A 25,565-nucleotide genomic window follows, 5' to 3' on the forward strand; every position below is an offset into this window, starting at 1 on the left:
AAACGCGAATATCTGACCCGCGTAAAAAGTAAATCATTCATCCTGGTGACCGCCCTTACCCCCTCGGCCTTTGTGGCATTTATTGGGATGGTTGTGTTCTATCAGTATTTCTGAATCAGAAGTTGAAAAGCAAATTGGCATTCAAGACCAAACCGGATGTGCTGGTTGAAAAACTTATCGAGCTTAATGAAGCACGATATTTTGACGTCACCCAAGAACCGATCGATTCTCTTCGCAAGGACATCATCTCCGGAGACCTGGATGGGTTCATTGTGCTCACAGACTCGGTTCTTTCAGCCGGAAAAAGCCCCACTTTAGTGCATGGCGGGTCCGGTGGAATTTCCTTTATTTCTGCCATTCGGGGTGATATCCGGGACGCCGTCCGGGAGGCACAGCTTCAGCGCGCTAATGTCTCAGAAGAAGTCCGGAATATTTTTGAAAGCCGAACCGGTCTCGAAGCCGTTAAACTGACCGAAGAGGGAGAAACGGAAGACAATACGCTTGTGGCTTCCTCGCTTGGTTTTATTTTAGGGTTGATGATCTTCTTTGGGATTTTCTTTTACGGAGCCTGGCTGATGCGCAGCGTTATCGAGGAAAAGACCAACCGCGTACTGGAAGTGATAGCCAGCTCGGTGAAACCTATCGAACTCATGTTTGGGAAGTTGTTCGGAGTACTCAGCATTGCCCTCACTCAGTTTGTGATATGGATCGTATTGTACTCCGGGATATCCATTGCGGCAGCTCCCATCGCAGGCATGATCATGGAGGCACAAATGAGTGCTTTGCCCTCAGAAGCTACCGAAGCCGCCTCTTCTTTTGATCCCTCCGTACTCGAAAATTTCATTGTAGAGCCGTCCATATTCTTTTTCTTCATCCTCTTCTTTCTTAGGATTTCTGATCTATAGTGCCATCTTTGCCGCCATCGGTGCCGCTGTCGAAAATGAGCAGGATTCACAGCAATTCATGCTCCCGGTCGGGCTTCCCATTTTTGCCGCCTATATGCTGAACACCAAAGTAATGCAAGCGCCCGATTCAACCCTTTCTACCATCGTTTCCCTGATTTCCGTTGACGGCCCCCATCAATATGATATCGAGAATAGCCTCTACTTCTGTTCCCGTTTGGCAGATCCTGCTGTCCATTATTTTGATGATCCTGACTTTCCTCGGAACCATGTGGCTGGCCGCTAAGATCTACCGCGTCGGCATTTTGATGTATGGAAAAAAACCGACCTTCAAGGAATTGGCAAAATGGGTTAAACAAGGGTAAACGAAAACGCATATAGCGGTTGGAAAATTAGCTTAAAATAAGCTCGCAGCCTCTAAGGTCCTGCGAGCTTTACGGGGCTTGCAGGACCTCTTTACAAGGTTGCTATCGGATAACACGTCAAGCTATAGTTTCTAAAGGCGGGGAGGTGTAGGGATTTCTAAACCTTTCTGAACTGCTCAAAAAATAAGCGCGACTCTGGAGAGACGCGCAACAATGTACATCGTCTCTCCAGAGTCGATCGTAAAAAGGCAGAAACCCACCACTTCTGCCTTTTCTTATTTAACGTGAATTTGATATAAAATTACCCCTGGTTGTCACCCTTGTAGATGTAAGGTAATTTCCTTGACTATTTTGATTGCAAGGAGACCCTGTAGGGGTCAAACACATCATAACCCGGGGTGAATCCACGGGAGTGGATGGAACCCCGGGAATAGGAACTTTACACGGAAAACCCAAGGCACCCAATCCGGAAAAGTCCAAACGGTGAGCCGCAGGGTTGGGCAGAATGGCTTAAAAGGCCTGGAAGCCAAAGCTTCGGAAACGAGACATAGCCTTGATCACCTGCCGGGCGAAGCTTTTTCATTTATTGGATCATAACCCACGGACTGCTTCCATGCTAACGCATGTCATTGTCCGGGGTTATTCATGTTTGGCCCTTTCAGGGCCGTTCAGGAATTCATGAGAATAACGTTGTCAATGAATTATCTAACATCTACAAGGATGACAATTTAAAGAGCTTATCTCGAACTCACGTTCATTTAAATAGGTTTCGAAATTCTATAACATGCGCCGGATCTTGGCTCTCACCCTCGGATCCATCTCTTCATTTAGTCGAGCCCGAATTAACTCGACGGTAGTTTTGGACGATAGATGTTTAACAGCATTCAAAGCCTGAAATCGAATTCTCGGATCTCGATCTTCCAGCAACATTTCAAGCGTTTGCTCCCAATACGCTTCGTTTTCTTCATGCTTGATCAATAGCTCAAGTGCCTGCAACCTCACCTCGTAGGGATAGGAACCCAGCGCATAACGATCAGCAATTGTTAGCGATTCCCGGGTACTGTCTTCTGCAACGGCATAAGTCAGTGCATCAAGCGATCGTTGGTGTTGGTCGTTGCTGCTGAATCGCTCAGCGATAGCACGCATTTCCCCCGCATCAGACAATTGCTGATAGGTATCCAAAGCGGTTGTAAAAACGGTGTCCTCCTCACTTCTCAATAGGGTATTTCGGATAGCATTTTTAACCCGGTCATTTCCCGGATAATTGGCAAGCGACCGTATGGATGAAAGTTGAATCGCCCGGTTTTCAGCATTTATTGACTGCAGGAAAGTTTCTTCCGTACCTGTAGCCCCATTCGTCAAAGCGGCCAGTGTTTCAAGCAAAGCGGCCCGTACTTCAGCATTAACTTCGTTACTCATCACATCCTGAATGGCCAATTGTACATCGGGATTTTCAGAATAAGAGCTAAGTTGATTAGCAGCCTGAATTTGAACTTCAGAATCAGAATTACGCAGCTGCCTGATCAGGAAGATGAAGGGTTTTTCTTCTTGCAAAGTGATGTTTTGCTCAGACGTTACATCCAGTGTCAGGTATTCTATTCCGGAGGAGATCTCGACCTGCACGGAATCCCGTTCTCCGGTAAAAGAAATCTCCGATCGGGTCGTATCGGTGAATCCATATTCTACCGCTTGCAAACTAACCAGCGATCGAACCGGCTCAGTATCTGCCTCAAAAACCAGGGTTAAACTTCCGGCCATTTCATCATACAGATACTCCACATTATAAACCGATGAGCCTTCCTCAGAAACTTCCTCCTCTTGCTCTGCCAAAGCCACATCATGCCAAAAAACTCCTGTTTCGTTGTACCAGATATCAGCGTATTCATCCCAACCTGTTACTCCTTCAAAGCGGTGCATCAGTTCCGGTAATGACGATTGGATGATATTCTTTTGGAACTCATTTTTCACAGACTCCACAGCTTTTTCCGAGCGATTCCAATACGCTATCGATTCAAGATTTGCTCCTTTATTCAGCTGTTCAGTTTGGGGTGAACCGGCCACCAGTGCTTTCAAAAATTCATACCTGCCATCCACCGGCTGTATATAGCGGTGGTAGTTCCCAATCCACTGAGCTGCAATCCCCCTGCGAAGCTGTGTGGCCAAAGATCCCAAATTCTGATACAAATAAATCACTCCGGCTCCGGCCTGCACTTCCTCCCACCTGTGATCCGGTAATACTACGATCTGCAGAGGCTCATACGGAAATTCAAATTCAAGATCGCTTTCATACTTTTTGAGACTTTCCACAGCCGACTCTAATAATCTACTTCGCACTTCTCCCAGCAAGCTATTTTCAGGCGTCCAAAGAGAGACCGACTTCGCTCCGGCTCGTGCCGACTCATGCACAAAATTCCCAACCGCTATCGTAAGTCCGGTTACAGCAATGGGCTCTTCAACCAACCAGCTCACTTTACGCTGCTCCGTCGATATCACTTCATCTTCCGTTTTCTCTCCGTTAAAGACGACCTCTTTGTCAGCGGGAATAATAAATGCTGCTTTAACCACACTCTCCACTTCGGGATGATCCGGAATGGGCAACCAGTGATTTTGCATTTGAGGATTCAGCGATGTCCACACATTGCCATACCCATCAGAATGGATGCCATAGGGCGAAGAACTTTCCCATTCTATTTGAAATGAGATCTCCTCAGTAAGGTCCAGAGTATCGGGTAAGTTTATGAGAAGAGAATCCCCTGAAATGCGATAATCGGCTTCATCACCCCCGAAGGAAATGCCGCGTACATCAAGATCTGAGGTATTGAAAATCACTTGTGTGAGGTCCGGCCGACGCGAACGTATCAAATAATCTGCCGTTCCTTTGATAAGTGGAACAGAAGGATCTACAGTAAGCTCCATATCAATTTCTTCCAGCAAAAAGGGAAGATCGGGATACCGCTCATATTCCCAGGGCCCATTGAAATAGGGTTGAGCCTTAAGGGTGGCCAGGCTAATGGTAAAAAACAGAATCAGAGGTAAAAGACGTCCTAATTTCATTATTTAATGTGCTTCTCTAATGATTTTTTGTACTTGTGGAAATAGCGTTTTATTGGTGGAATATCCATTGCCGGAGTGAATGGTTTGGTTCCCTTCCACATCGCTAAACACTCCGCCGGCTTCTTTAACTACCGGGAGTAACGCAGCAGCATCCCAAATATTAAGTTCAGGGTCATACATCAGGTCGGCACGGCCAGTGGCTACCATCATGTGTCCGTAGGCATCACCCCATGTTCTGTGTATTTTAGTTTCGGTGAGAAGTTCCAAAAACAATTCCTGCTGATCCATTTCCCGGAAACGGTCAATTTCAGTTACAAGGAAAGTCGCGTCTTTCAATTTTCTGATATTTCTGACGTGACAGGGCTGGCCGTTAAAGGTGGCACCATGACCAATAGCTGCCGCGCAAAGTTCGTCCAGTGCCGGGGCATATATGATTCCTACCTGTGGTTCGTTATCAATTAAAATCCCAATCAGCGTGGTGTAAAATGGAACTCCGTGGATGAAAGACTTTGTTCCATCGATAGGGTCTAGAATCCACTGTATGTTACTGTCAGGATTGGTTTTACCAAATTCCTCTCCGATGATTCCGTGATCGGGATAGCGTTTTTGAATTTCAGCCCGAAGGATCTGTTCGGTTTCCTTATCAGCAATGGTAACGGGTGAATCGTCGGCCTTGGAAATAATCTCGAAATCTTGTTGAAAGTATTTTAAGGTGTGATGGCCTCCAATCTTGGCAATTTCGGTGGCGGCTTCTAATAATTCTTGTATCATGTAATCAATTAATTCATATAAATATTCAGAATAGATAATGTACTTTTCGGTAAAGCTATGAGCATGAAAAAAATACTTCCCATACTATTGATTCCGGCTTTAAGCGCCGTTCCCATACTTGGTTACGCTCAGGTTGGGAAAGTACAATTAACCAACGAGAGTAAGTTAAGCATTAATGGAAAATCAAATGTGAATGATTTCCGTTGTCAGTCGGAGCATGGGCTGCAGCAAGACCCCATGAATTTCTCCTACCACTTTCGGGGTGATACCATCAATGTGGATGGCGTTTCACTTTCGCTGGAGATATCTAAATTTGATTGTGGCAAAAAGGCCATCAACCGGGATTTCAGAAGTACGCTTAAATATAAGGAACATCCTTTTATTGAGATCATTTTAAATGAGTTGGTCTTGGAAGATGAAGAGGATATTATCCCCACTTCAGCAAAAGTTACGATCAGAATTGCCGGAGAAACAGAGCATACGCAAGTACCCCTAACCACTTTTGAAAGCCGGGAAAATGCCATATTGGTGGGTGGCAAAAAAATGCTTCGTATGACCGACTTTGGTCTGACTCCCCCCTCCCCCATGTTTGGTCTCATCCAGGTAAGCGATGAGCTGGAAGTAGAATTTGATTTAGTAATTCGGTTATAGACTACATCCTCCGCGGAACTCTGCGCCTTACTCTGCGAAAATCTGCGTGAAACAAAAATCCTGATTCCAGCATAGCCTCGTTTCTTCCAAGGCATGGAACACGGAGGACGCTGATTGTGCGGATAGTCACTGATTAAAAATATTCCAAAGATCTTTTGAGTCTTGAGCGAATGCGGTGACTGAAAAGTAGTAGCAGGTCAAGTCTCCAGACTTGAATAAAAAAGCAATCAGCAGATTTCTACTTTACCTATCTCTATACAAACCCCTCCGCGAAACTCAGCGCCTTACTCTGCGAAAATCTGCGAGAACTCCAAAAGCCTGATTCCAACTCTCTCCTCCTATTTCAACCATTCTTTTCTCGCAGAGGCTCGCTGATGAATCGCTGAGTTGCGCTGATTGTGCAGATATATTATGTTGAAATAAATTATTGGGGGAATTAATATGCATGAAAATGATATCTCATATGCTATTCGCGGAGCTGCTTTTAAGGTTCATACAAAACTTGGACCCGGACTATTGGAATCTGTTTATGAGACCGCACTCACTTACGAACTTCGGAAGGAGGGTTTTACGGTATTAACTCAACTTGGAGTTCCTGTTGTCTATGAAGAAGTAGAAATGGAGCAAGGTTTTAGGATGGATTTACTCGTAAATCATAAAGTAATCGTTGAGATCAAATCCGTTGAAGCTCTGGCAGAAGTTCATCACAAACAACTCTTGACTTACCTTAAACTATCAAATAAAAAACTCGGCCTTCTCATCAATTTCAACGTTCCTTCCCTCAAGGAATCAATCATCAGAATCGTAAACAACCTCTAACCACTCCGCGAAACTCTGCGCCTTACTCTGCGAAAATCTGCGTGAACCTAAATGTCTGATTACAACTCTCCCCTCCTATTCCAACAATTCTTTCTCGCAGAGGTCCGCTGATGAATCGCTGAGTTGCGCTGATTTTCTATTCATCAATATCAAAAAAACCATCTGCTAATTTGCACAGATGGTTTCTTGATACCAACATAGCTCGTTTCTACCAAGGAATGGAACACGGATGACGCTGATTGTGCGGATAGTCACTGATTAAAAATATTCCAAAGATCTTTTCAGTCTTGAGCGAATGCGGTGACTGAAAAGTAGTAGCGGGTTAAGTCTTCAGACTTGAGTAAAAAGCAATCAACCTAATCTTAAGTCTCCGTTCGACAAACAGTCCAACCATTTACAACTATTTCCCTCACTCAAGACTTAAGATATCAGCCGTAGTAATTTATAAACGTAGTGTTTTAGTGCTTTCGTGGCACTAATTTCGACAGCTAAACATCTTTCATTTCTATAATTCTTTCACAAACAAAAAAACCATCTGCTTTTAAACAGATGGTTTTTTGATACCAACTCGAAAAAAAAGGGACGAGCCTTTCACAGCGCGCCCCCTTCCTATGAGGTCGGTATATTAGAAGCTGATTACAGCCTCTAACATGATTCCGCTAAATTTTGCGCCGGCATAGTCGCCAGAGAATCCGTCGTATGATTGAGTTACATATTCAAGTTTGGTTAGCACGTTCTCAGTCATGAACCAGCCACCACCGATGTTGATTCTTGAGATATCGATGTCGCCATCATTAAGGCTTTCACCTGATACTGAGTTGTAACGACGTAACGACCACCTACGTAGAAGTCTTCATCCATTCCAAATCTGTAAAGCAGTTCAGCACCTAATTTTGTGAATAAACGGCTGCTTGATTCATTTCCAAGATCACCATACTTCATGAAGAAACAATGAAGAAAAGGGACAAGTTTTCACACCCAAAAATATTTTTAATTAGTGACTTAGAACAAAATTAAAGTGACACTATTATGAAAATTTTCAAACTATGTTTTTATACAGAAACTTATATCAAATATAGAGTAAGTATAGGCCTGACAGCACGACTGGGATCTTTTTAGTCTTTAGCAAAGCGGTGACTGAAAAGTAGTAGTAGCTCACGTCTTCAGACTTGATTAATAGTCTGCCTAAATGCACACAAATCTCAAGTCTCCGCTCGAAACCTCAGGTTATTCGAATCCAGCATCCGAACTCGCTCAAGACTTTAGATATCTCGCTTATTATCAGAAATTTTCGACACTCACCACTTACTAACCAATTTAAACATCACGGCTCAGCGAGCCGTGCTACAGGCATTCAAAATTTCCTCATTTAACATTCAACATTTCCCCTCGCCCTTCTTATTTTCACCGTCCGAAATTTATTGAACTAACGCGTTTACCGGCTGGCAACATCGTATATAGAACCTGCGAGCGTCCGTAGGTCCTCGCAGCGTTCGGCTTTCCTGCCATTTACTCAGTAACGCTTGCAGGACCCATGGAAGCTGCAAGGTGACTTTGCTCATAAACTGTTCCAAGCGATAAGCGGGTTTAACCAAATATTATCAATGAGCGATACCAAGATTTTCTCTTTTTAGCATCTCAACTTAATTACACCGGCAAACAGATCAGCACCGTAGCCAAGTTTCTGGATGAAGGAGCTACCGTGCCCTTTTTGGCACGATATCGAAAAGAAGCCACCGACGGTCTCGATGAAGAACAGATCCGCGCTATCCGGGACGGACTTGAAACACAGCGAACGCTGGAATCCCGCAAAGAAACCATCCTGAAAGCTATCAAAGAACAGGATAAGCTTACGCCCGAGCTGGAAAAGCAGATCAAGACCTGCACCGATCTGAAAACGCTGGAGGATATCTATCTCCCCTACAAACAGAAGCGCAAAACCCGCGGAGATATGGCCAAGGAAAAAGGTCTCGAGCCACTGGCAAAACTCATATGGGAACAGGAGACCACGTCCGGCGATCCGGTGGAATATGCCAAGGAATACATCAACCCGGAAAACGAAGTGGAAACCGTGGAAGATGCTTTTGCCGGGGCCACCGATATTGTAGCGGAATGGATCAACGAGAGCCTGGAGGTTCGGGAAATGCTGCGGGACGTGTTTGCTAAGCATTCGAATATCGTCACCAAGAAAAATCCAACCGTAAAAGACCGGACCAATTTTGAGGATTATTACGAGTTTTCGGCTAAAGTCGACAAGTTGAAACCCTATCAAATTTTGGCCATCAATCGCGGCGAACGGGAGAATATCCTGTTCGTGAATGTGGATCTGTGGGAAGAACGGACGCTGGAAAATATTGATGATAAAGTGATCACAAACGATCGCAGCATCTTCACCGAGTACCTGCAGGATTCCGTGGAAGATGCCTACAAACGACTCCTCTTCCCTTCCCTGGAACGCGAGCTCCGCAGCGAACTCACCGACAAAGCCGATCAGCACGCCATAGAGACTTTCGCCACCAATCTCGGAAACCTGCTCATGCAGCCTCCTTTAGATAAAAAAGTAGTAATGGGACTGGATCCCGCCTACCGAACCGGCTGTAAAGTGGCCGTGGTAGATCAGCATGGAAAATATCTGGAAGGAACGACCACCTACCCCACTCCTCCGCAAAAGAAAGTAGCAGAAGCCGAGGTAGTTTTTGAGCAGTACATCGATAAGTACGGAGTGGAATTAATTGCAATTGGAAATGGGACCGCGAGTCGTGAGACCGAGCAGATCGTAGCCGAATTCCTGCAAAAGCGAAAAGAGAAACATCCCGATGAAGAGCTCCATTATCTAATTGTGAATGAAGCCGGAGCCTCGGTGTATTCTGCCTCCAAAGTTGCCCGCGAGGAATTCCCTGATCTTGAAGCCGCACAGCGTGGAAATATTTCCATAGCCCGACGAGTACAGGATCCACTGGCTGAGTTAGTTAAGATCGATCCGAAATCCATTGGCGTAGGATTGTATCAGCATGATGTAAACCAAAATCAGCTTTCCGGCAAACTGGATGACGTGGTGGAAAGCTGCGTAAACGAGGTTGGGGTGAATTTGAATACGGCCTCGGCTCCGCTGCTGTCTCATATATCCGGACTGACTAAGCGTGTAGCCTCCAACATTGTGAAGCACCGCGAAGAAAAAGGCATTTTCGTGGATCGTGATCAGATCAGAGATATTGATGGCGTGGGCGATTTCCGCTTCCAGCAGGCCGCCGGATTTATGCGCATCCCCGAATCCAAAAACCCACTGGATAACACCGCCATTCACCCTGAAAGCTACGAAGCCGCCGAAAAGCTGTGTAACCTGTTTGGCATTAACCTGGAAAATCTCTCGAAGGAAAAAGACAAGATCGCGGGCAAATTCAAGAATGTGAATCTGAAAGAAACAGCCGAGCAAATTGGCGTGGGTGTTCCAACGCTGGAGCTCATCATCGAAAACCTGCAGAAGCCGGGGCGTGATCCACGGGAGTCGCTCCCCAAACCATTACTTCGCACAGACGTCATGAAGATGGGAGATCTCAAAGAAGGCCAAAAGCTGGAAGGCACCGTCCGCAACGTGGTAGATTTCGGAGCCTTTGTGGATATTGGCGTGAAGCAGGATGGATTGCTCCACATCTCCAACATGGCAGAAAAACGTAAGATCGAAGATCCGCACGATGTGGTGGGCGTGGGCGATATTATTAGCGTGGAGATTCTTACGCTGGATTTGGAGCGGGGGCGTATTGGGTTGAAGTTGGTGGGTGGTTAGCACTTTTTGGAACCGGAGGTAGGAAACAAGGCCAAAGCACCGCTCAACTTTTGTTGTTCAAATCCACTGGTTTTGATAGCATGAGGCGGAGCCTCAATAAAGCATTCCGCAGCAGAGCAGCGGAACGAGCCAAACCGGCGGCCAAGAACAGAGTTTAGCTTACACTCTCATAAAAATGCATTCCCTGCACCCTTTTCTCTTCTCTCTTAAATGTAATGGTAAACTGAGTTCTCTGCTCAAGAGATTTATAGGTATAATCTGCATTCAACTGGCTGGCCAGTGTCTTAATTAGTTCCAGACCAAGTGTTTCTTCTGTTCCATTAGGATCAAAGTCATCAGGCAATCCTTTTCCGTCATCCTCAATAATTAACGTTATGTTGCCTGCTTCTTCGAATAAAGACAAGGAAAGTGTTCCGGATTCCCCCTCATCAAATGCGTGTTTTAGTATATTCGTTACAACTTCGTTTATGATTAAAGAAAATGGGATGGCCTGATTTATATTGACCACAATTGATTCGAGATTAAAATTTACATCTAAATTGGCAGATGTCTTATTGTACGAGGTTATGCCGGCAATGAGCTTCCTGATGTTTTCTTTCAGATTCAAATTGGTAAAACTTGACGACTGGTAGAGAAGTTCATGAATGTTTGCTATCGTTTTAATCCGGCTCACACTGTCGAGCAGTTTATTCTGAGTCCGTTTATTTCTCTCCTTAAACGACTGCAGCTGCAGCATCCCCGATACAATTGCCAAATTGTTTTTCACCCTGTGGTGAATCTCCATCAACAGCGTTTCTTTTTCTTTCACCAAGTTTTCCAGCTTCTCCCGGCTCTCTATATCATCCGTAATATCTATTGAAATCCCTGCTACTTTACCACCACTGATCGGAAACATGTTGGTCTTGTAAAACCGTTTTCCCATTTTCGTCTCAACGCTTTCTTCAAACACGTAAGACTTACCTGAATTCAGTACTTTCTGATCATTTTTTTTAAATTTTCGGGCTGTATCTTTATCAAACAGATCATAATTTGTTTTCCCGGCAACCTTCTGTTTATCCAAATCAAAAAGATCTCTGTAATTCTGATTCATGAACAGATGTTTTCCGTCACGATCTCTTATCCAAATCGCTGTGGATGTGTGATTGGCGAGCTCTTCCAGCAGTTTCTGATGCCCATAAGCCAGGTCTTCCGCCTCTTTTAAATCGCTCATATCCACAATGGCCCCAATAATTTTTTCCGGAGTGCCATCTTCTTTGCGGTCTATGTATTTATGGTTTATTACATACTTATAAGATCCGTCGAACGTCCTTATCCGGTACACCAGCTTAAACTTTTCTTTCTCACCCTCCACCGTCATTGATACATCATGTAACACTCTTTCAAGGTCATCCGGGTGGATCTTGTCAAGCCACCAGTCGTAGTCCACAAACCGCTCTTCATTCGGATAACCAAGAATATCCGTCAGCTCATCGCCCCAGGCTAGGTTTCCTGAATCCCACTCCAGTTCGTATACCAAATCCGTAGCTACATCCAATACTTTTTCAAATTTATTCTTGAGTTTTGAAACACTTTCTGCCTCTTCTTGATTAAAATAGAGCAGCTTAAGAATTATTTCATCAGCCAGGATCTGTAAACATTCTTTTTCTGATTCGGTTAAATCTCGTTGTTCGGAATCGAACATGCACAACGTGCCCAGCCTGATACCCGATTCACTTATCAGTGGAGCACCGGCATAAAAGATGACTGAATCTAAATCGTTATCCGGAAAAGTCGTTTTCAAATCCGGATGTTCCCGGATGTTATTTATGACCTGAACATCATGTTCCGATCCCAACTTTCCGCATATGCTTTGAATTTTAGAAATCTCCTCACTACCCCATTCTCCATACTTAGCCAGCGTTTTCTGTTCATTCTTATCTTTGAGAATAACTACTGAAAATGGAACACCACAAATCTCAGTTGCCAATTTTAATAGGGCTCTAACTGTCGATTAGTCTCTCTCTACCTTGAGATTGTGAAAATTGAAATCACTGTTCCAAATATCATTTTTTGAAGTATCCATCTTGATCTTTTTTAATAAAACGCAGATCCATAAGCGCTTAAATGTTAATCTTTTGACAAGCGTTTATACTTTAATTAAAGGCTTAATTGAGTATTAATATACCATTAATAATTAAATGAGATGCAATGAATTCTCCAAAATTGACATTTACAGAATTTTTGAAAAGTTCATTGATTTCTTGCTTCACATCTCCAACATGGCCGAAAAACGTAAGATCGAAGATTCCGCACTGATGTGGTTGGTGTGGGGGATATTATTAGCGTGGAGATTCTGACGCTGGATTTGGAGCGTGGGCGTATTGGGTTGAAGTTGGTGGGTGGTTAGCACTTTTTCTGAACCGGAGCTGGTTCCATTGTGTAATACAGCTTACCCATGGTACATATAGTAATCGTGAATTGCACCTCTTCCAAGTAATCCTCAAGACAGAATTAAATATCCATCGAAATATTTATTATATTGGATCACTTCATGAACAAAATGTAAGAGTCATGTCAACCACTCATTTAGAAAAAGAACTCATCAAAAACACCAAAGGTCTTCCTGAAGATGCCCAAATGGAAATCTTGGATTTTGCCAAGTTCATTAGACAAAAAACGGTAAAAAAACTCGCGATTCCGTTTCCATAGAATTATCAAAGTTGAGCGAATCTCAGACCACACACCTCGAAGAAGAGTTTACAGATTATAAAAGCTCTATCCAAGTGAATAGATACGTTACAGATACCATGGCTTTAATTTTATGGCTTGGGGAAACGAAAGATGCCACCTCAAGTTAAAAAACAATTTCAGAAAGCCCTTAAGAAAGAAGCTGAAATCATTATTCCTTCCATGGTTTTTGCAGAATTGGGATACTTATCAGAAAAGGGAAGAATTGATACAAACTTAAGAAAAGTTAAAAATCTGATCCAAGATAACGCTTCGATAAAAGAACATACTCTTTCCTTCTCTACCATTCAGCAAGCATTCAAAATTAAGGATATCCCCAATTGCACGATCGTTTAATTGCGGCTGTTGGCAAAGAATTAAATCTCCCAGTCCTTACCAATGACCCTGATATACATCATTCGAAATATGTGAAGCAATTTGGGATTGATTCCGATAAATTATGAAGGGTGATTCGTTTTGATCCTCGTTCCGAACGGCTCGCTCGGAACGCATGACGGAACCGCAGAGTTCCAATTTGCTAATAATCAATCATTACAATTTTACCTCAACAACCACATGAACAAAGCACAGCAGCTTGAAAAGCAGTATCACTTCCAGGTTTATAATCGCATTCCGGTAACGCTCTCGCATGGAAAAGGTGCGCTGGTCTGGGATACCGAAGGCAACGAATATCTGGATGCTTTTGGCGGGTTGGCCGTTAATAATTTGGGACATTGTCATCCCAAGATTGTAGCAGCCATCAAGGAGCAATCGGAGAAACTGCTACATGCCTCTAATTTCTTTTATAATGAGCCGCAGAGTTTACTGGCGGAAAAGCTGGCTAAAGTTTCAGGATTGGATCGGGTGTTCTTTTGCAACAGCGGTGTGGAAGCGATGGAAGCCTGTGTTAAACTGGCTCGCAAATGGGGAAAGAAGCATGGTAAAACCGGGAATATGATCACCCTGAGTGAAGGATTTCATGGTCGATCGGTGACCACCATCACCATGGGAATGCCCAGCTATGCCGAAGGATTTGATCCCCTGCCACAGGGATTTGAGCAAGTTCCCTTCAACGATTTTGAAGCCCTGAAAGCCGCTGCCAATGAAGACACCATCGCCATTGCTTTTGAGACCATTCAAGGCTCCGGCGGGGTGAATGTTGATCGATGCGGAATTCATGCGAAAGACCCGGCAGCTTTTGTGATGAACTGAACATTCTGCTGATTATTGATGAAGTGCAATGCGGAGTCGGTCGTTCCGGAAAGTTCTACGCTTATCAGCATTTTGATGTGATGCCGGATGTAGTGGCCTCAGCAAAAGCCCTTGCCGGTGGCATTCCCATCGGTGCCGTCATGGCTAAGGAAGACGTTGCCTCTGCTCTTGGATTTGGGGACCACGGCACCACCTTTGGCGGAAATCCTTTTGCCTGTCATGTTGCCAATGCCGCCCTGGATGCAATTGAAGAGGAAAAAATTGTAGAGCAAGCTGCCGAAAAAGGGACTTTTATGATGGAATTGCTGAAAGAAAAATTAGCAGGAAATCCATCTGTAAAAGACATTCGCGGACTTGGGATTGATGATTGGCGTTGAACTTAATCGCCCTGCCCGGCCTGTGGTCGATAAATGTTTGAGCACAAAGTACTTGGAAATGCCGCTCATGGAACCGTGGTTAGATTTTTGCCGCCGCTTATGATTTCAAAAGAGCAAATTGAACGAGTGGTTGAGGTACTCGTTTTAGCTCTTGGATCAAACATCGTAATGGAACACGGATGACACGGATGTGAGCGGATAGTCACGGATAAAAAAATTAATCCTGCTAATCCTTTCATCCTATAAATCATGGTTCCTCTCTCTCTAGTAATCTCAAAAGAACAAATTGAGCGGGTGGTTGAGGTACTGGTTTTAGCTCTTGATCAAACAGCGTAATGGAACGCGGATGACACGGATGTAGCGGATAGTCACTGATTAAAATTAATCCTGCCAATCCTTTCATCCTATAAATCTTGGTTCAAAATGCCATTGTTTTGAAGTTTATGGTGTACAATGATTTTAATTCCACATTTTTGTACTATCATTTAAAGTAATTCAGGAGATTATCATGGATGAAATTCAAACCAATCCCAATATTTTAGGAGGAACGCCGGTTTTTAAAGAAACTCGCGTTCCTGTGGAAACCCTTTTCGATTACCTGGAAGAAGGAGCTTCTATTAATACCTTTCTTAAGGACTATCCCACCGTAAAAAGGGAACAAGCAATAGCTGTTTTAGAAGTTGCCGGAAATGTAGTTTCATCGCAAGATTTTAAAACAAAATATGAAGCTACTCCTTGATGAAAATATTCCTCATTCCTTAAAAAAAGACCTTTCTGAATTTGAAATTTTCACCGTTCAGGATGTAGGGTGGCAGGGAAAGGAAAATGGAGAACTTCTTGGGCTTATGCTCGAAAATGACTTCCAAGCGCTCATCACAGCAGATAAGAATCTGCAGAGCCAACAAAATTTCAGAACTTATCCTATTCCTGTTTTAGTACTTAATGTACCTCGCTTAACCTATCAGAATATTCCTGAGCTACTCCCTGTATTAAAAGAGAAGACTAAAAAAGGAGTTAAAATCAGGACCACATATCATCTCAAAATATTAATTCAACGTGTGTTCAAAGTGTTTGAAGTGCTGGTTTTGGCTCTTAATCAAACAGCGTAATGGAACGCGGATGACATCGGATGTAGCGGATAGCGGATAAAAATTAATCCTGCTAATCCTTAAATTCTTCAAATCATGGTTCCTCTCTCTCTAGTAATCTCAAAAGAACAAATTAAGCGAGTGGTTGAGATACTGGTTTTGGCTCTTGATCAAACAACGTAATGGAACACGGATGACACGGATGGTTCGGATATTCACTGATTTAATATTAATCCTTCTAACTCGTTTACCGGTTAGCAACCCATTAGCACCTTTAACCAATTAGATTCCCGCCTGCGCGGGAATGACCTCAGGTAGTTTGAGAGGTTGTAGCAAACAATACGTCAACAAATTATCCAATGCTCCGTCATCTCCGTGAAGACGGAGATCTAATTACATGTATTGCAAAGTAAATAGTAATAAGACGTTGTAGTTTAATACATAACCGGTAAAAGCGTTTCTTCTAATCCCTTCAATCCTATAAATCATGGTTCAAAACGCAATTAGAAGAATAATCTGTAATTTGATTCCCAAAAAATTTTAAAGCCTCAAAATCCCAATTTTTCATTTTAAATCTTGAATTTTTAATTCACTACCCCGGCAAGCTGATCTTCCCTAAATGGACTTTCTCTTCGGTGACTCCGGGAATGGTCAATCCCTCTCCTGCCACTGATTCATTCCCGAAAAAGGCCATCATTGCTGCTTCCTTTGCATCGGGGTGAATGCCGAGTTCTTTGAAAGGCTTGAAGTTGGCTTGGGATATGCGATCGTTCAAATCGTTCATCAGGGTTTGGTTATAAGATCCCCCTCCGCTTACATAGCAATCAAAAGATTGATCGCCCACCAACTCATCCACCGCGCGCGCTATACTTTGGGATGTTATGGCCGTTAGCGTTGCTACCAGGTCAGCCGGTTTCAATTCAATGCGGTGCCCTTCCATCAGCTGCTCGATGTAGGAAAGCTGAAAATCTTCCTGTCCGGTTGTTTTGGGAAAAGGTTTTCGAAAGTAGGGCTCCAACAGCACATATTTCACCAATTCGGAATGAATGGTTCCGGTAGCCGCCATTTTACCACCTTCATCATATGGCATATGAAAGTAGGTTTGCATGGCCTCATTGATGAGCGTATTGGCCGGCCCAGTATCCGTAGCCAGAATTTTTTTGCCGGAATTCCGAGCCGGAAGCCAGCTAAAGTTTGCTATTCCACCGAGATTCAGTAACATTCGATTTTGGGTATCATCCCGAAAAAAGAGCTCATCAAAGATACCGGCCATGGGCGCTCCCTCTCCCCCTACAGCCGTATGCTTTTGCCGGAAATCGGATGTCGTTATAATTCCGGATTCCTGGGCGATGTGATCGCCATCTACCATCTGCAACGTGGTATGAATGTCTTCATCGGATTGTGCAGGAGCGTGATAGACCGTTTGTCCGTGGCTCGCTATCAGATCTACTTCTTCCGGATCTATATCCCACCTTTTTAAAAGCTTCAGGACTTTTTCCGCATACCAAAACCCTAACTCAGAATTCAACATTGTAAGCTCTTGGGTGTTGGTCAGCTCTTTGGACTGAATAAGCCGGAGCCGTGTTCGCTGTTCTTCGTCGTACAAGCAGGTATCAAATTGCAGCACTTCAATATCAGAATCCTGCCCGGAGCCTTTGATCTTACACAAGGCTACATCTAGTCCGTCCAGGGCCGTCCCAGACATTAATCCAACAACCAGGCGTTCCGGTTTTTTTGAAATTTCACAAAGTTTTGACAGATATTTATTCATAGTTTCCATCTGTAAATTTTCACAATAGGAAGGCTTTGCAAAAGCTGGTGTTTTGTTCAAGATCAAAACCTGAGTGAATTTGAAACCGTAGCTTATTAGCTATAAGTGAGGATTTCAAATTCACGAAAATGCAGAGATTGGGCAAAACAACGATTTTGCAAAGCCTTCCCCGAAACTACATAAAATGAGTGAACCAACCGAAGACGAAATCAAAGCTTTTATTGAGGATGTGGAATTTTTAGTGAACACCCTTAAGGAAATCTTTGAAAGCAGCGAGACCCAGTTTTTTATAGATGAACGTAACGAGATCCTGTACGTGAAGCTGGAAGGATTGAATGACTACACGGAAGCCGAGATCGAAGAAATAGCAAGTCCCGTTCTGGATGAACTGGATCTTGACTTTGAGGAAATTATCATTCTCCCATTGTGAGTAAAATCGCTAAAAAAGCGCTTTTTTAACTAAATTTTGATACCTTTCCGCATAGATAAAAAGCATAATTATCAACTAATTTCATTTATGAAAGCCAGTAATTCCGGATACACCATGAGCTGCATTATGTGCGGCAAAGTTAACGATGAAAGAGAGACAAGTACCTACTGCACAAAGTGCGGTGGCGTTCTGGATATTGAGTACAAAGAAGCTCGCGAAGAGATCCAATATCCGCTTAAGGAAATTAAGCCTGATCCACTGAAGCATCATTTCACCCCGCTGAAAAAACTAAACCGGCTTTCGGAAAGATACGATGCCGAATTGTATGGCAAGCTGGAGTTTGAACATCCTACGGGTTGCTTTAAAGACCGGGGAAGCTACATTGAAGTTCAAAAAGCGCTGGAGTTAGAAGCCGATGCCATCTGTCTTGCCTCAACCGGAAATATGGCGGCATCTGTGGCGGCTTATGCCTGTTATTTTAAGATTCCGTGCTTTGTCTTTGTACCGGAAAAAACCCCGGAAGTAAAACTGGCTCAGGCCACGATCTATGACGCCACCATCATCAAGATCAAAGGCGATTTTATGGTGTGTGAGAAGTTGTGCCGCGGAGTTTGCCAAATCGGGTAATTATCATCTCGGCGGGGATTATGTGTTTCGGCAGGAAGGGCAGAAATCTTTTGCGTATGAGCTGTATGAACAAGGGAGAACGGATTTCGATTACATCTTTGTGCCTATTGGTGCCGGAACCAATTTTGCCGCTATTTATAAAGGCTATAAGGAATTGAAGGCGGCCGGACTTATCGACAAGATTCCTTCTTTTGTGGCGGTTCAACCCGAACAGAGTTCGCCGGTAGTTGAGGGGATCTTCAAGAAGGATAAGATCGTTAAAGATCAGGTAAATACGATGGCCGATGCTGTGGCCGTGGGCGATCCGCTGGATTTCTATAAAGTATTGCGCGGCATAGAAGAAACGGATGGGCTGGCTTTCACTGCTACCGAAAATGAACTACTGGAATCTATGAAGGAAATGACCGTAGAGGAAGGTTTTTTCACTGAGCCGGCTTGTGCTATTCCCCTGGCAACGTTCAAGAATAACCTCGATCAGTTTAAGGGTAAAAAATGCCTGTTTGTATTGACCGGAACAGGATTGAAGAGTGCTCATATTGTGGCTAAATATTCGTTGTCATCGCCGGTGCTGCCGCCAAATCTGGAGCGCATTCAGCAGTACATAGAATCCGGATTTATTGATATGCAAAAAGAAAGCTGGGGACAAACCCGCAACACCGGCTTCGAAAATGTGAATATGGATGAAGGGCATTCCAAGCTGTATGAGGAATATGTTCATAACATCAACCGCAAAGGAAAAACGCTGAAGGAAGAAGAGATCAAAGTGTTGCGATCTTTGGTGTATAATGAGGATACTGACCTTCATCACCCGGTTGAAGTGGTTGACTGACAAACTCACTATGCGAAAGCATGGATTGGTGAGTGCTGCCGTAAAACTCAGAATTGAAGGCGGCGATGAAGTGATCTCACTCGATCAGGGCGTTGGTCCGATCGATGCGATACTCACAGCGATCAAAGCTGAAACGGGACGCATTCCTCTCCTCTGGATGTCATTAATCACGAAGTGGAAATCTTAAGTCCTGACACGGATTCTTTGGTGGTTGTGACGCTTACCCTGGAAAAAGAAGGGCACAAATTCACCTCTAAAGGAGCCTCACCTGATACCCTGGAAGCAGTCATTCAAGCGTTTTTAAAGGGATTGGCCGTAGCAAATAAAGCCTTAGCTGTGGGGTGATTGGTAATCTAGTGATTTAATGATATAGTGATCCAAAATCATCAATCATTAAATCATTCAATAATCAATAAAATCCTTTAGGTCATGTAGAGGTAAGGTTTCCAGGGTTCCTGAACTCCGCCATTGGAATCACGGAAAAAGGTAATTGGTACCGGACGATAGGGTTTGCTGTGAAGCGGCATTTGTGCTTCTTTGGGAGTTCTGTTTCCTTTCCTGCACGTTGCATTTATCACAAGCAGTCGTCAGGTTTTCCCAGGAATCTCTGCCCGCCCCTGCTTTTGGGGAGAATGTGATCGATGGTCAAGTCTGATTTCTTCCCACAATATTGACAGGTGTAATCATCGCGGCGCATCACATTTCGGCGGGAAAGTACAATTTTTGAATACGGCACATTAATATAATTCCGTAGCCGGATTACCGATGGAAATTGAAAAGACTTTCTTACGGTACGCAGTTCTTTTTGGGGATCATCGTGAAGTAATTCAGCCTTTTCTAGAAAAATAAGCTTCATAGAGCGTTGTACCGAGCAAACGCTCAGGGGTTGATAGTCCTGATTCAAGACTAATACATTCGCGTTCATAGTGCATCCAGTTTAGTTACTGTTGATGATATGTTTTTGATAAGTTCTTTCATAAAGAATGCAGTATATGAAACAAAAAAGGCGCACTCGCTATTACGAGCACGCCTTAGTATGGGGTATTTGGCTTTAAATATCAATAGCCAATCATTTCAATCAATTGTTCTCTGCGAACCTCAGCATTGATCGAGATGGCCAGAACAATGGAAACTATCAATCCAATAAATGCATAGGTCACATCTTTAATTACCATGATCAGCACTTTACCCATTGGACGTCCATCCTCTTTACTATCCATGATACTCATCCCGATCTCACGTCCGGCAAGTAATCCAAGAAATACCCAGGTAGTACTCATTGGGACGGTACTCACCGTTAGCTTATAAACCAACAACAGGGAATAAATGAAATCAACCATAGTTGCTGAACGGACATCCGTTACCCTAGATTTTTCAGTCACAATTTGTTGGATTTTATCCCCTCTCAGGTAGAATAGGATTCCCAATCCAAAGAAAATATAAAGTGCAAAGGCCATGAAGCCACCAAAACTTAACGTACGAGGTAGAAAAACAGCTATATTGGAAGCATCCTGCATGATCCAAACTGCCCATAGGGTTCCGGAAATGATCCATTGAATGGGAACCCAATATGCTTTGGGTTCATCAGTAAGTTTTCTTTCTACTAATCGGGTAACGACCAACCACACCACTAAACCTGTTATAAGGGCTAACCCATAACCCGATAAACTTTTACCAAGCACAGAGGTTATCCCTTCAGCCGAAGCAGAAAAACAGCTCAACAATAAAAAGGTAGTTGAAACCGGCATCCGCATACGAGTTAGTATCAGCAAGAAGATAGGAGCTGCTACCTGTAAAAAAGAAAATTCAGTTGGGGCAGTCTCAAAACCTTTAGAGCTTAACCGCTGATAAGTGACATCCCCATCATAAATAAACCAACTGGCTGCTACGGTAGCCAAAAATATTCCTCCGATCCATAACCATAAGCACCCACCATTTTTTATCAGCATTAGAAGCGAGAAATGTTCCTATGGTCTGAATACTGTCGTTGGCAATGGCTGAGTAACCTGCGAATGCAAAACCAACCCACATGGCGATTTCAGCGTATGGGAACACAACTCCGGCTATAAAAAAGAACACTCCGATCAATCCAATAAATGTTCTTTCCTGCTTTATTACATCATAAAAACCGGTTGGTATAAATCGTTCAATAGGACTTTGATCTGTTGATGACGACTGTTTATCTGACATGTATTTATTTTGTGTGCTGATTTACAGCCCAAGGGTAAAAATTAAATGTTAAGGCAGTGTTACGAATCCCAAATTTACCCGATGCTTAACAATATGTTAACAGTAGCAGGCTAAAAAATTTCTGCTGAATTAAGAGATAGAATCGCTTCAAAATTGATCGATTAAAAAATCCTGTCTTTTTCTAGAAAAATGACAATAATTTTAAGTAATACTTTTATATTTGGAACCGCTTTTCTAAGCGATTTAGCAATAAAAATCTTTTTATTAAAACCTGACGATGTCAAATAAAGAATCTGCTACCGGCGGCTACTACAAAGAACCTGTCCCACACATTGCGCACGACTCTCCTTTCGCTTCCATGATGGAACGATTTCGATTCGCAGCCGAACTTCTCAACCTTGATGAAGGGGTTTTCAAATATCTCTCCAGTCCCGAAAAAGTAGTTGTGGTTTCAATTCCAGTGACCATGGATAACGGCAACATTGAAGTATTTGAGGGCTACCGTGTAATTCATAACAGCATTCTTGGCCCCTCTAAAGGCGGTATTCGCTACTCCGATGATGTGACCATTGATGAAGTTAAAGCCCTGGCCGCCATGGATGACCTGGAAATGTGCGGTCGTCAACGTGCCCTTTGGTGGAGCTAAAGGTGGCGTACGGGTGAATCCCAAAAATTTATCGCAATCGGAGTTGGAACGCCTGACTCGCAGATACACTGCCAACATGCTGGATGTATTCGGGCCCGATCGGGATATCCCTGCCCCGGATATGAATACCAACGAACAGACCATGGCGTGGATCATGGATACCTACAGCATGAAGCAGAAAAAAACAGAAACGGCTGTTGTAACCGGAAAACCTATTATTCTGGGTGGATCAAAAGGACGAAAAGAAGCCACGGGTCGCGGAGTGGTAACTTGTACATTAGCCGCTTTAGGTAAACTAAAAATTTCACCCAGCAATACTTCTGTGGTAGTACAGGGCTTTGGAAATGTAGGCTCCGTTTCAGCTCAGTTAATGTACGAGCAAGGCGCGAATGTAATTGCTATAAGTGATATAAGTGGTGGTTATATAAACAAAGACGGTATCGATATTCCCGAAGCCATTCGATATGCCCAAACGCATAATAATTCCCTGGAAGGCTTTGATGGCGCGGAGAAGATCAGCAATAAGGAGCTGCTGGAACTGGAATGCGATGTTCTCATTCCCGCCGCAAAAGAAGATCAGATCAACAAAGAGAATGCTCCAAATATCAGAGCCAAGATTATTGCTGAGGGAGCAAACGGGCCGGTTACCCATAACGCTGATAAGATCCTGGAAGAAAAGGGAATTATGGTGATACCCGATATCCTTGCAAATGCCGGCGGTGTCACTGTTTCCTATTTTGAGTGGGTTCAGGACAGACACGGGTACTTTTGGACGGAAGAGCGGGTAAATCGCAGGCTGAACCGAATGATGCGAGAGTCGTTCGACAACTTGTTTATGGTGAGTGAAAAGTATAGTATTACGCTCAGACAGGCGGCTTATGTGTATGCTATCGATCGGGTAGCTACTACGCTGAAATTGCGCGGTATTTATGCTTAGTGAATGAAATTATTACAGACTCTTACCTTACACTCTACTTACGAAGAAGTTGAACGCGTTGAACAACTGCTAAATAGTCTACAAGATGAGTTGGGTTTTGGCGATGAGTTCTATGCCCGGCTTATGCTGGCTGTTTCTGAGGCTGCAACCAATGGCATCTTACATGGCAATAAACTTGATGCATCAAAAACGGTCGAGATCAAAGCCTTCAGGGATAACGATAAGCTCATCTTTGAAACTACCGATCAGGGCGAAGGCTTTGAACCTGAGGACGCCCCTGATCCCCTCGCTGAAGAAAATCTGCTTAAAACCAGTGGACGAGGTATTTTTTTAATGAAGGAATACGCCGATAAAGTTACTTATTCTGAAGAAGGAACCCGGCTCACCCTTACGTTTAACTTGCCTGATTAACCTGAGTTCGAAATAAGGTCTCTGAAGTTGGTGATAATGCGGCTAATTCAGTGAAACCTACTAATGGAGTTGTTGAACGCAGGAAAATTTTAATAGTGACCGCAAATCGTACTCTCCAGAGCCTCGAATCAATATAATAATTTGCCTGTAAACGCTCTGCCAACCATGCGTAAACTCTGGACGAGACGCGCTACTATATTTTCAAAACTTGATTCCCATGAATTGTTAGAAACTTGTATATACGTAGGATAACAATTACATGCCGCAGATCTCATATCACAGTCTGTTAGCTGAGCCCAAATCTCAACTCTCCAAAACCAGTGCTTTCCGAAGCGGTGAACTCAAGAGTTGTGGCATAAGGCATACATGTACTCAGAGTCTTGGAAGATCTTCGAATGGCTACCACTTTTTCAGATCTCCGCTTTGCTGCGAAGGTAACTGTAATTAATGATCAATGCAGCTAATCCCGTGAAGCCTTAATGGAGTGAGACAGGAAAATTTCAATAGGGGGCTGTAAATCGTCTCTCCAGAGTCGATAGTATTAATTGCCTTAAGGTTACCAACACGCGACTCTGGAGAGACGCGTTACAAAAAGTTGTAGCCATGGCATAATTTGTCGGACAAGCTGTCCGACTTACGTTTTTACTCAACCCGTGAAAGTAATCTTCCGCTCAAACGCAGTAACTCAATTTCCGCTGATTTAGCCGCGATTTGGGCTTCGATGAGTCGGTTTTCAGCATTGAGCAAACTTTGCTGGGCTTCGCGTAATTCTATGGAGCTGATGGTTCCCAACTCAAAACGCTCCAGAGCGATATCAACAGTCTGCTTATTGATCTCCAGGTTTTCCTCTTCCAGTTCAATCAGCAAAAGCGCATCATCATATTGGGCGTACACCTGACTGATATTCGCTCGCACCTGCAGCTCCAGATCCTGCCGGCGAAGTTGTTCGTTCTTGAGTGTAATACGCGCATTTTCCTGACGCCGCTGTTTATTAAAACCATCGAACAAATTCACGCTTGCTGAAATACCATACCGAAATCCCTGGGACTTTGAAAACTCTGAAAATCCTGTAGAAGCTTCCGTTCGTGAATACGCATATCCTCCTGAAACATCAACCTGAGGAAACCAGTCTCCGCGTAATTCCCGGATCTCAGCTTCAGCTGCCTGCTCTGTAAGTCGGGCTATGGTAAGGTCACGATTTTGTGCAATCGCTTCGGCAATCAATTCCTCAAGCGAAAGTTTCTCAGCCAGCTCTATTTCGGGTTGAACCATAAATTCGGAACCGGTTGTATCACCCAAAATTGTGGTTAGGAATACTTTAAGCTGATTTAAATTTGTCTTGGATCGAATGAGTGCAGCCTGATCCGTATTCATATCGGCACGCGCCAGCAGTAATTCATACTCTGAACCCGACCCCAGATCACGGGCCGTTTCTGCAATGCGAATGCGTTCTTCAGAAATTTCAACGGTATTTTCCAACACCTGTGCTGCCTTTTGCTGTCCTGCGATCTCATAATAGCCGCTGATGATATCAGCCAGCACCAGCTCTACTCTGATCACGGGCTTCGGCTTCACTGATTTCAGATAAGGTAGAAAGCCGGTCGAGCGTGGCAAACATGGTAAGCCCGTCAAAAATGCGTCCAGGATGCATTTACACCATAACTGTATAGACGTGGTTTCTGGCATCCTTCGTCGTTGCGGTCAGGAATGGGAGCGCCACTGCCATAACGCGTTTCATTATCTTCGATGCGCTTGTTGATAGCTCCATCAGCTGAGATGACCGGCAGAAATCCGGCATTGCCAATACTGTTATTATTCTCTGAAATACGGGCATCATTCTCGGCAATACGAATCGCAAAATTTCGCTCCAAACCCAATTGAATAGCGTCTTCAAGGTTTAGCGTTTGTTGAGCAAATCCATCCTTCACTCCCATCAACCCAAAAAATAAAGTGGCTATTATTATAGCTGCTAATTTGATCTTATTTGGCATTCTA

General features: G+C 43.7%; 25 protein-coding genes and 3 pseudogenes. 18 read left to right on the top strand and 10 right to left on the bottom strand.

Annotated elements, in window-relative coordinates; genetic code table 11:
• The first annotated feature begins 134 nt into the window (after positions 1-134).
• Entirely contained in the window at positions 135-905 is a 771-nt protein-coding gene (locus tag U5K35_RS07260) for an ABC transporter permease (protein WP_322570798.1), read from the top strand.
• A 16-nt stretch (positions 906-921) separates the two neighbouring features.
• Positions 922-1,188 (top strand): hypothetical protein, encoded by a 267-nt coding sequence (locus U5K35_RS07265; RefSeq protein ID WP_322571749.1) that lies wholly within the window; start codon positions 922-924, stop codon positions 1,186-1,188.
• Between the two features lie 856 nt (positions 1,189-2,044).
• Here the strand turns inward: U5K35_RS07265 and U5K35_RS07270 are convergent.
• Positions 2,045-4,321: a HEAT repeat domain-containing protein gene (locus U5K35_RS07270; protein WP_322570799.1), complete on the bottom strand. Its 2,277-nt coding sequence runs from the start codon at positions 4,319-4,321 to the stop codon at positions 2,045-2,047.
• Positions 4,322-4,324: 3 nt separating this feature from the next.
• Positions 4,325-5,092 (bottom strand): histidinol-phosphatase, encoded by a 768-nt coding sequence (gene hisN / locus U5K35_RS07275; protein ID WP_322570800.1) that lies wholly within the window; start codon positions 5,090-5,092, stop codon positions 4,325-4,327.
• A 63-nt stretch (positions 5,093-5,155) separates the two neighbouring features.
• On the opposite strand from hisN, the gene U5K35_RS07280 reads away from it, so the two are divergent.
• The 3 genes from U5K35_RS07280 to U5K35_RS07290 all read left to right on the top strand — a co-directional run bounded on the left by U5K35_RS07280 (position 5,156) and on the right by U5K35_RS07290 (position 10,346).
• A complete protein-coding gene (locus U5K35_RS07280) occupies positions 5,156-5,743 on the top strand; it encodes a YceI family protein (RefSeq protein WP_322570801.1) in 588 nt (195 codons plus the stop codon).
• Positions 5,744-6,184: 441 nt separating this feature from the next.
• The gene (locus tag U5K35_RS07285; protein ID WP_322570802.1) at positions 6,185-6,562 is read left to right on the top strand and encodes a GxxExxY protein; all 378 of its coding nucleotides are present in this window, start codon (positions 6,185-6,187) and stop codon (positions 6,560-6,562) included.
• Between the two features lie 1,600 nt (positions 6,563-8,162).
• Positions 8,163-10,346, top strand: a complete 2,184-nt coding sequence (locus U5K35_RS07290; RefSeq protein WP_416221617.1) for a Tex family protein — start codon at positions 8,163-8,165, stop codon at positions 10,344-10,346.
• A 154-nt stretch (positions 10,347-10,500) separates the two neighbouring features.
• Here U5K35_RS07290 and U5K35_RS19615 read toward each other — a convergent pair whose 3' ends face one another.
• Together U5K35_RS19615 and U5K35_RS19620 are read right to left on the bottom strand one after the other, a co-directional pair.
• On the bottom strand, positions 10,501-11,556 hold the full coding sequence (locus U5K35_RS19615) for a histidine kinase dimerization/phosphoacceptor domain -containing protein (protein ID WP_416221618.1): 1,056 nt from the start codon (positions 11,554-11,556) through the stop codon (positions 10,501-10,503).
• A gap of 21 nt (positions 11,557-11,577) precedes the next feature.
• Positions 11,578-12,318, bottom strand: a pseudogene (locus tag U5K35_RS19620) (GAF domain-containing protein); the annotation flags it as partial.
• Between the two features lie 848 nt (positions 12,319-13,166).
• Here U5K35_RS19620 and U5K35_RS07300 point away from each other — a divergent pair.
• From U5K35_RS07300 to U5K35_RS07325, 6 genes are all read left to right on the top strand, one after another.
• Entirely contained in the window at positions 13,167-13,409 is a 243-nt protein-coding gene (locus tag U5K35_RS07300) for a PIN domain-containing protein (protein WP_322570804.1), read from the top strand.
• Between the two features lie 219 nt (positions 13,410-13,628).
• Entirely contained in the window at positions 13,629-14,264 is a 636-nt protein-coding gene (locus tag U5K35_RS07305; protein ID WP_322570805.1) for an aminotransferase class III-fold pyridoxal phosphate-dependent enzyme, read from the top strand.
• The gene (locus U5K35_RS07310; protein ID WP_322570806.1) at positions 14,219-14,641 is read left to right on the top strand and encodes an aminotransferase class III-fold pyridoxal phosphate-dependent enzyme; all 423 of its coding nucleotides are present in this window, start codon (positions 14,219-14,221) and stop codon (positions 14,639-14,641) included. Before U5K35_RS07305 ends, U5K35_RS07310 begins: the two co-directional genes overlap by 46 nt.
• A gap of 33 nt (positions 14,642-14,674) precedes the next feature.
• The gene (locus U5K35_RS07315) at positions 14,675-14,824 is read left to right on the top strand and encodes a hypothetical protein (protein WP_322570807.1); all 150 of its coding nucleotides are present in this window, start codon (positions 14,675-14,677) and stop codon (positions 14,822-14,824) included.
• A 325-nt stretch (positions 14,825-15,149) separates the two neighbouring features.
• Complete coding sequence (locus U5K35_RS07320) at positions 15,150-15,380, top strand: DUF433 domain-containing protein (protein WP_322570808.1); 231 nt, start codon at positions 15,150-15,152, stop codon at positions 15,378-15,380.
• A complete protein-coding gene (locus U5K35_RS07325; protein WP_322570809.1) occupies positions 15,364-15,750 on the top strand; it encodes a DUF5615 family PIN-like protein in 387 nt (128 codons plus the stop codon). Before U5K35_RS07320 ends, U5K35_RS07325 begins: the two co-directional genes overlap by 17 nt.
• A 571-nt stretch (positions 15,751-16,321) precedes the next feature.
• On the opposite strand, the gene U5K35_RS07330 is transcribed toward U5K35_RS07325, so the two are convergent.
• Positions 16,322-17,500, bottom strand: a complete 1,179-nt coding sequence (locus U5K35_RS07330) for an anhydro-N-acetylmuramic acid kinase (RefSeq protein ID WP_322570810.1) — start codon at positions 17,498-17,500, stop codon at positions 16,322-16,324.
• Between the two features lie 184 nt (positions 17,501-17,684).
• On the opposite strand from U5K35_RS07330, the gene U5K35_RS07335 reads away from it, so the two are divergent.
• The 5 genes from U5K35_RS07335 to U5K35_RS07355 all read left to right on the top strand — a co-directional run bounded on the left by U5K35_RS07335 (position 17,685) and on the right by U5K35_RS07355 (position 19,731).
• A complete protein-coding gene (locus U5K35_RS07335) occupies positions 17,685-17,930 on the top strand; it encodes a hypothetical protein (protein ID WP_322570811.1) in 246 nt (81 codons plus the stop codon).
• An 87-nt stretch (positions 17,931-18,017) separates the two neighbouring features.
• Complete coding sequence (locus U5K35_RS07340) at positions 18,018-18,557, top strand: threonine synthase (RefSeq protein WP_322570812.1); 540 nt, start codon at positions 18,018-18,020, stop codon at positions 18,555-18,557.
• A complete protein-coding gene (locus tag U5K35_RS07345; protein WP_322570813.1) occupies positions 18,520-19,386 on the top strand; it encodes a pyridoxal-phosphate dependent enzyme in 867 nt (288 codons plus the stop codon). The genes U5K35_RS07340 and U5K35_RS07345 overlap by 38 nt, the downstream gene beginning before the upstream one ends.
• Positions 19,379-19,573: a hypothetical protein gene (locus U5K35_RS07350; protein ID WP_322570814.1), complete on the top strand. Its 195-nt coding sequence runs from the start codon at positions 19,379-19,381 to the stop codon at positions 19,571-19,573. The genes U5K35_RS07345 and U5K35_RS07350 overlap by 8 nt, the downstream gene beginning before the upstream one ends.
• A 20-nt stretch (positions 19,574-19,593) precedes the next feature.
• Entirely contained in the window at positions 19,594-19,731 is a 138-nt protein-coding gene (locus U5K35_RS07355; protein ID WP_322571751.1) for a hypothetical protein, read from the top strand.
• A gap of 77 nt (positions 19,732-19,808) precedes the next feature.
• Here U5K35_RS07355 and U5K35_RS19625 read toward each other — a convergent pair.
• From U5K35_RS19625 to U5K35_RS07380, 3 genes and pseudogenes are all read right to left on the bottom strand, one after another.
• A pseudogene (locus U5K35_RS19625) lies at positions 19,809-20,242 on the bottom strand (HNH endonuclease).
• 202 nt (positions 20,243-20,444) lie between these two features.
• Positions 20,445-21,284 carry a hypothetical protein gene (locus tag U5K35_RS07375; RefSeq protein ID WP_322570816.1) on the bottom strand — a complete coding sequence of 280 codons (840 nt, stop codon included), beginning with the start codon at positions 21,282-21,284 and terminating at the stop codon, positions 20,445-20,447.
• Positions 21,250-21,576 (bottom strand): hypothetical protein, encoded by a 327-nt coding sequence (locus U5K35_RS07380; protein ID WP_322570817.1) that lies wholly within the window; start codon positions 21,574-21,576, stop codon positions 21,250-21,252. The genes U5K35_RS07375 and U5K35_RS07380 overlap by 35 nt, the downstream gene beginning before the upstream one ends.
• A gap of 277 nt (positions 21,577-21,853) precedes the next feature.
• Between U5K35_RS07380 and U5K35_RS07390 the strand changes: the two are divergent.
• Positions 21,854-23,159, top strand: a pseudogene (locus U5K35_RS07390) (Glu/Leu/Phe/Val family dehydrogenase).
• A 3-nt stretch (positions 23,160-23,162) separates the two neighbouring features.
• Positions 23,163-23,570 (top strand): ATP-binding protein, encoded by a 408-nt coding sequence (locus U5K35_RS07395; RefSeq protein WP_322570820.1) that lies wholly within the window; start codon positions 23,163-23,165, stop codon positions 23,568-23,570.
• Between the two features lie 642 nt (positions 23,571-24,212).
• On the opposite strand, the gene U5K35_RS07400 is transcribed toward U5K35_RS07395, so the two are convergent.
• Together U5K35_RS07400 and U5K35_RS07405 are read right to left on the bottom strand one after the other, a co-directional pair.
• On the bottom strand, positions 24,213-25,130 hold the full coding sequence (locus U5K35_RS07400) for a TolC family protein (protein WP_322570821.1): 918 nt from the start codon (positions 25,128-25,130) through the stop codon (positions 24,213-24,215).
• A gap of 68 nt (positions 25,131-25,198) precedes the next feature.
• Positions 25,199-25,561, bottom strand: coding sequence for a TolC family protein (locus U5K35_RS07405; RefSeq protein ID WP_322570822.1), 363 nt, complete (start codon positions 25,559-25,561; stop codon positions 25,199-25,201).
• Positions 25,562-25,565: the final 4 nt, after the last annotated feature.

The organism is Rhodohalobacter sp. (assembly GCF_034521535.1).
In the GTDB taxonomy this organism is placed as follows: Bacteria; Bacteroidota; Rhodothermia; order Balneolales; family Balneolaceae; genus Rhodohalobacter.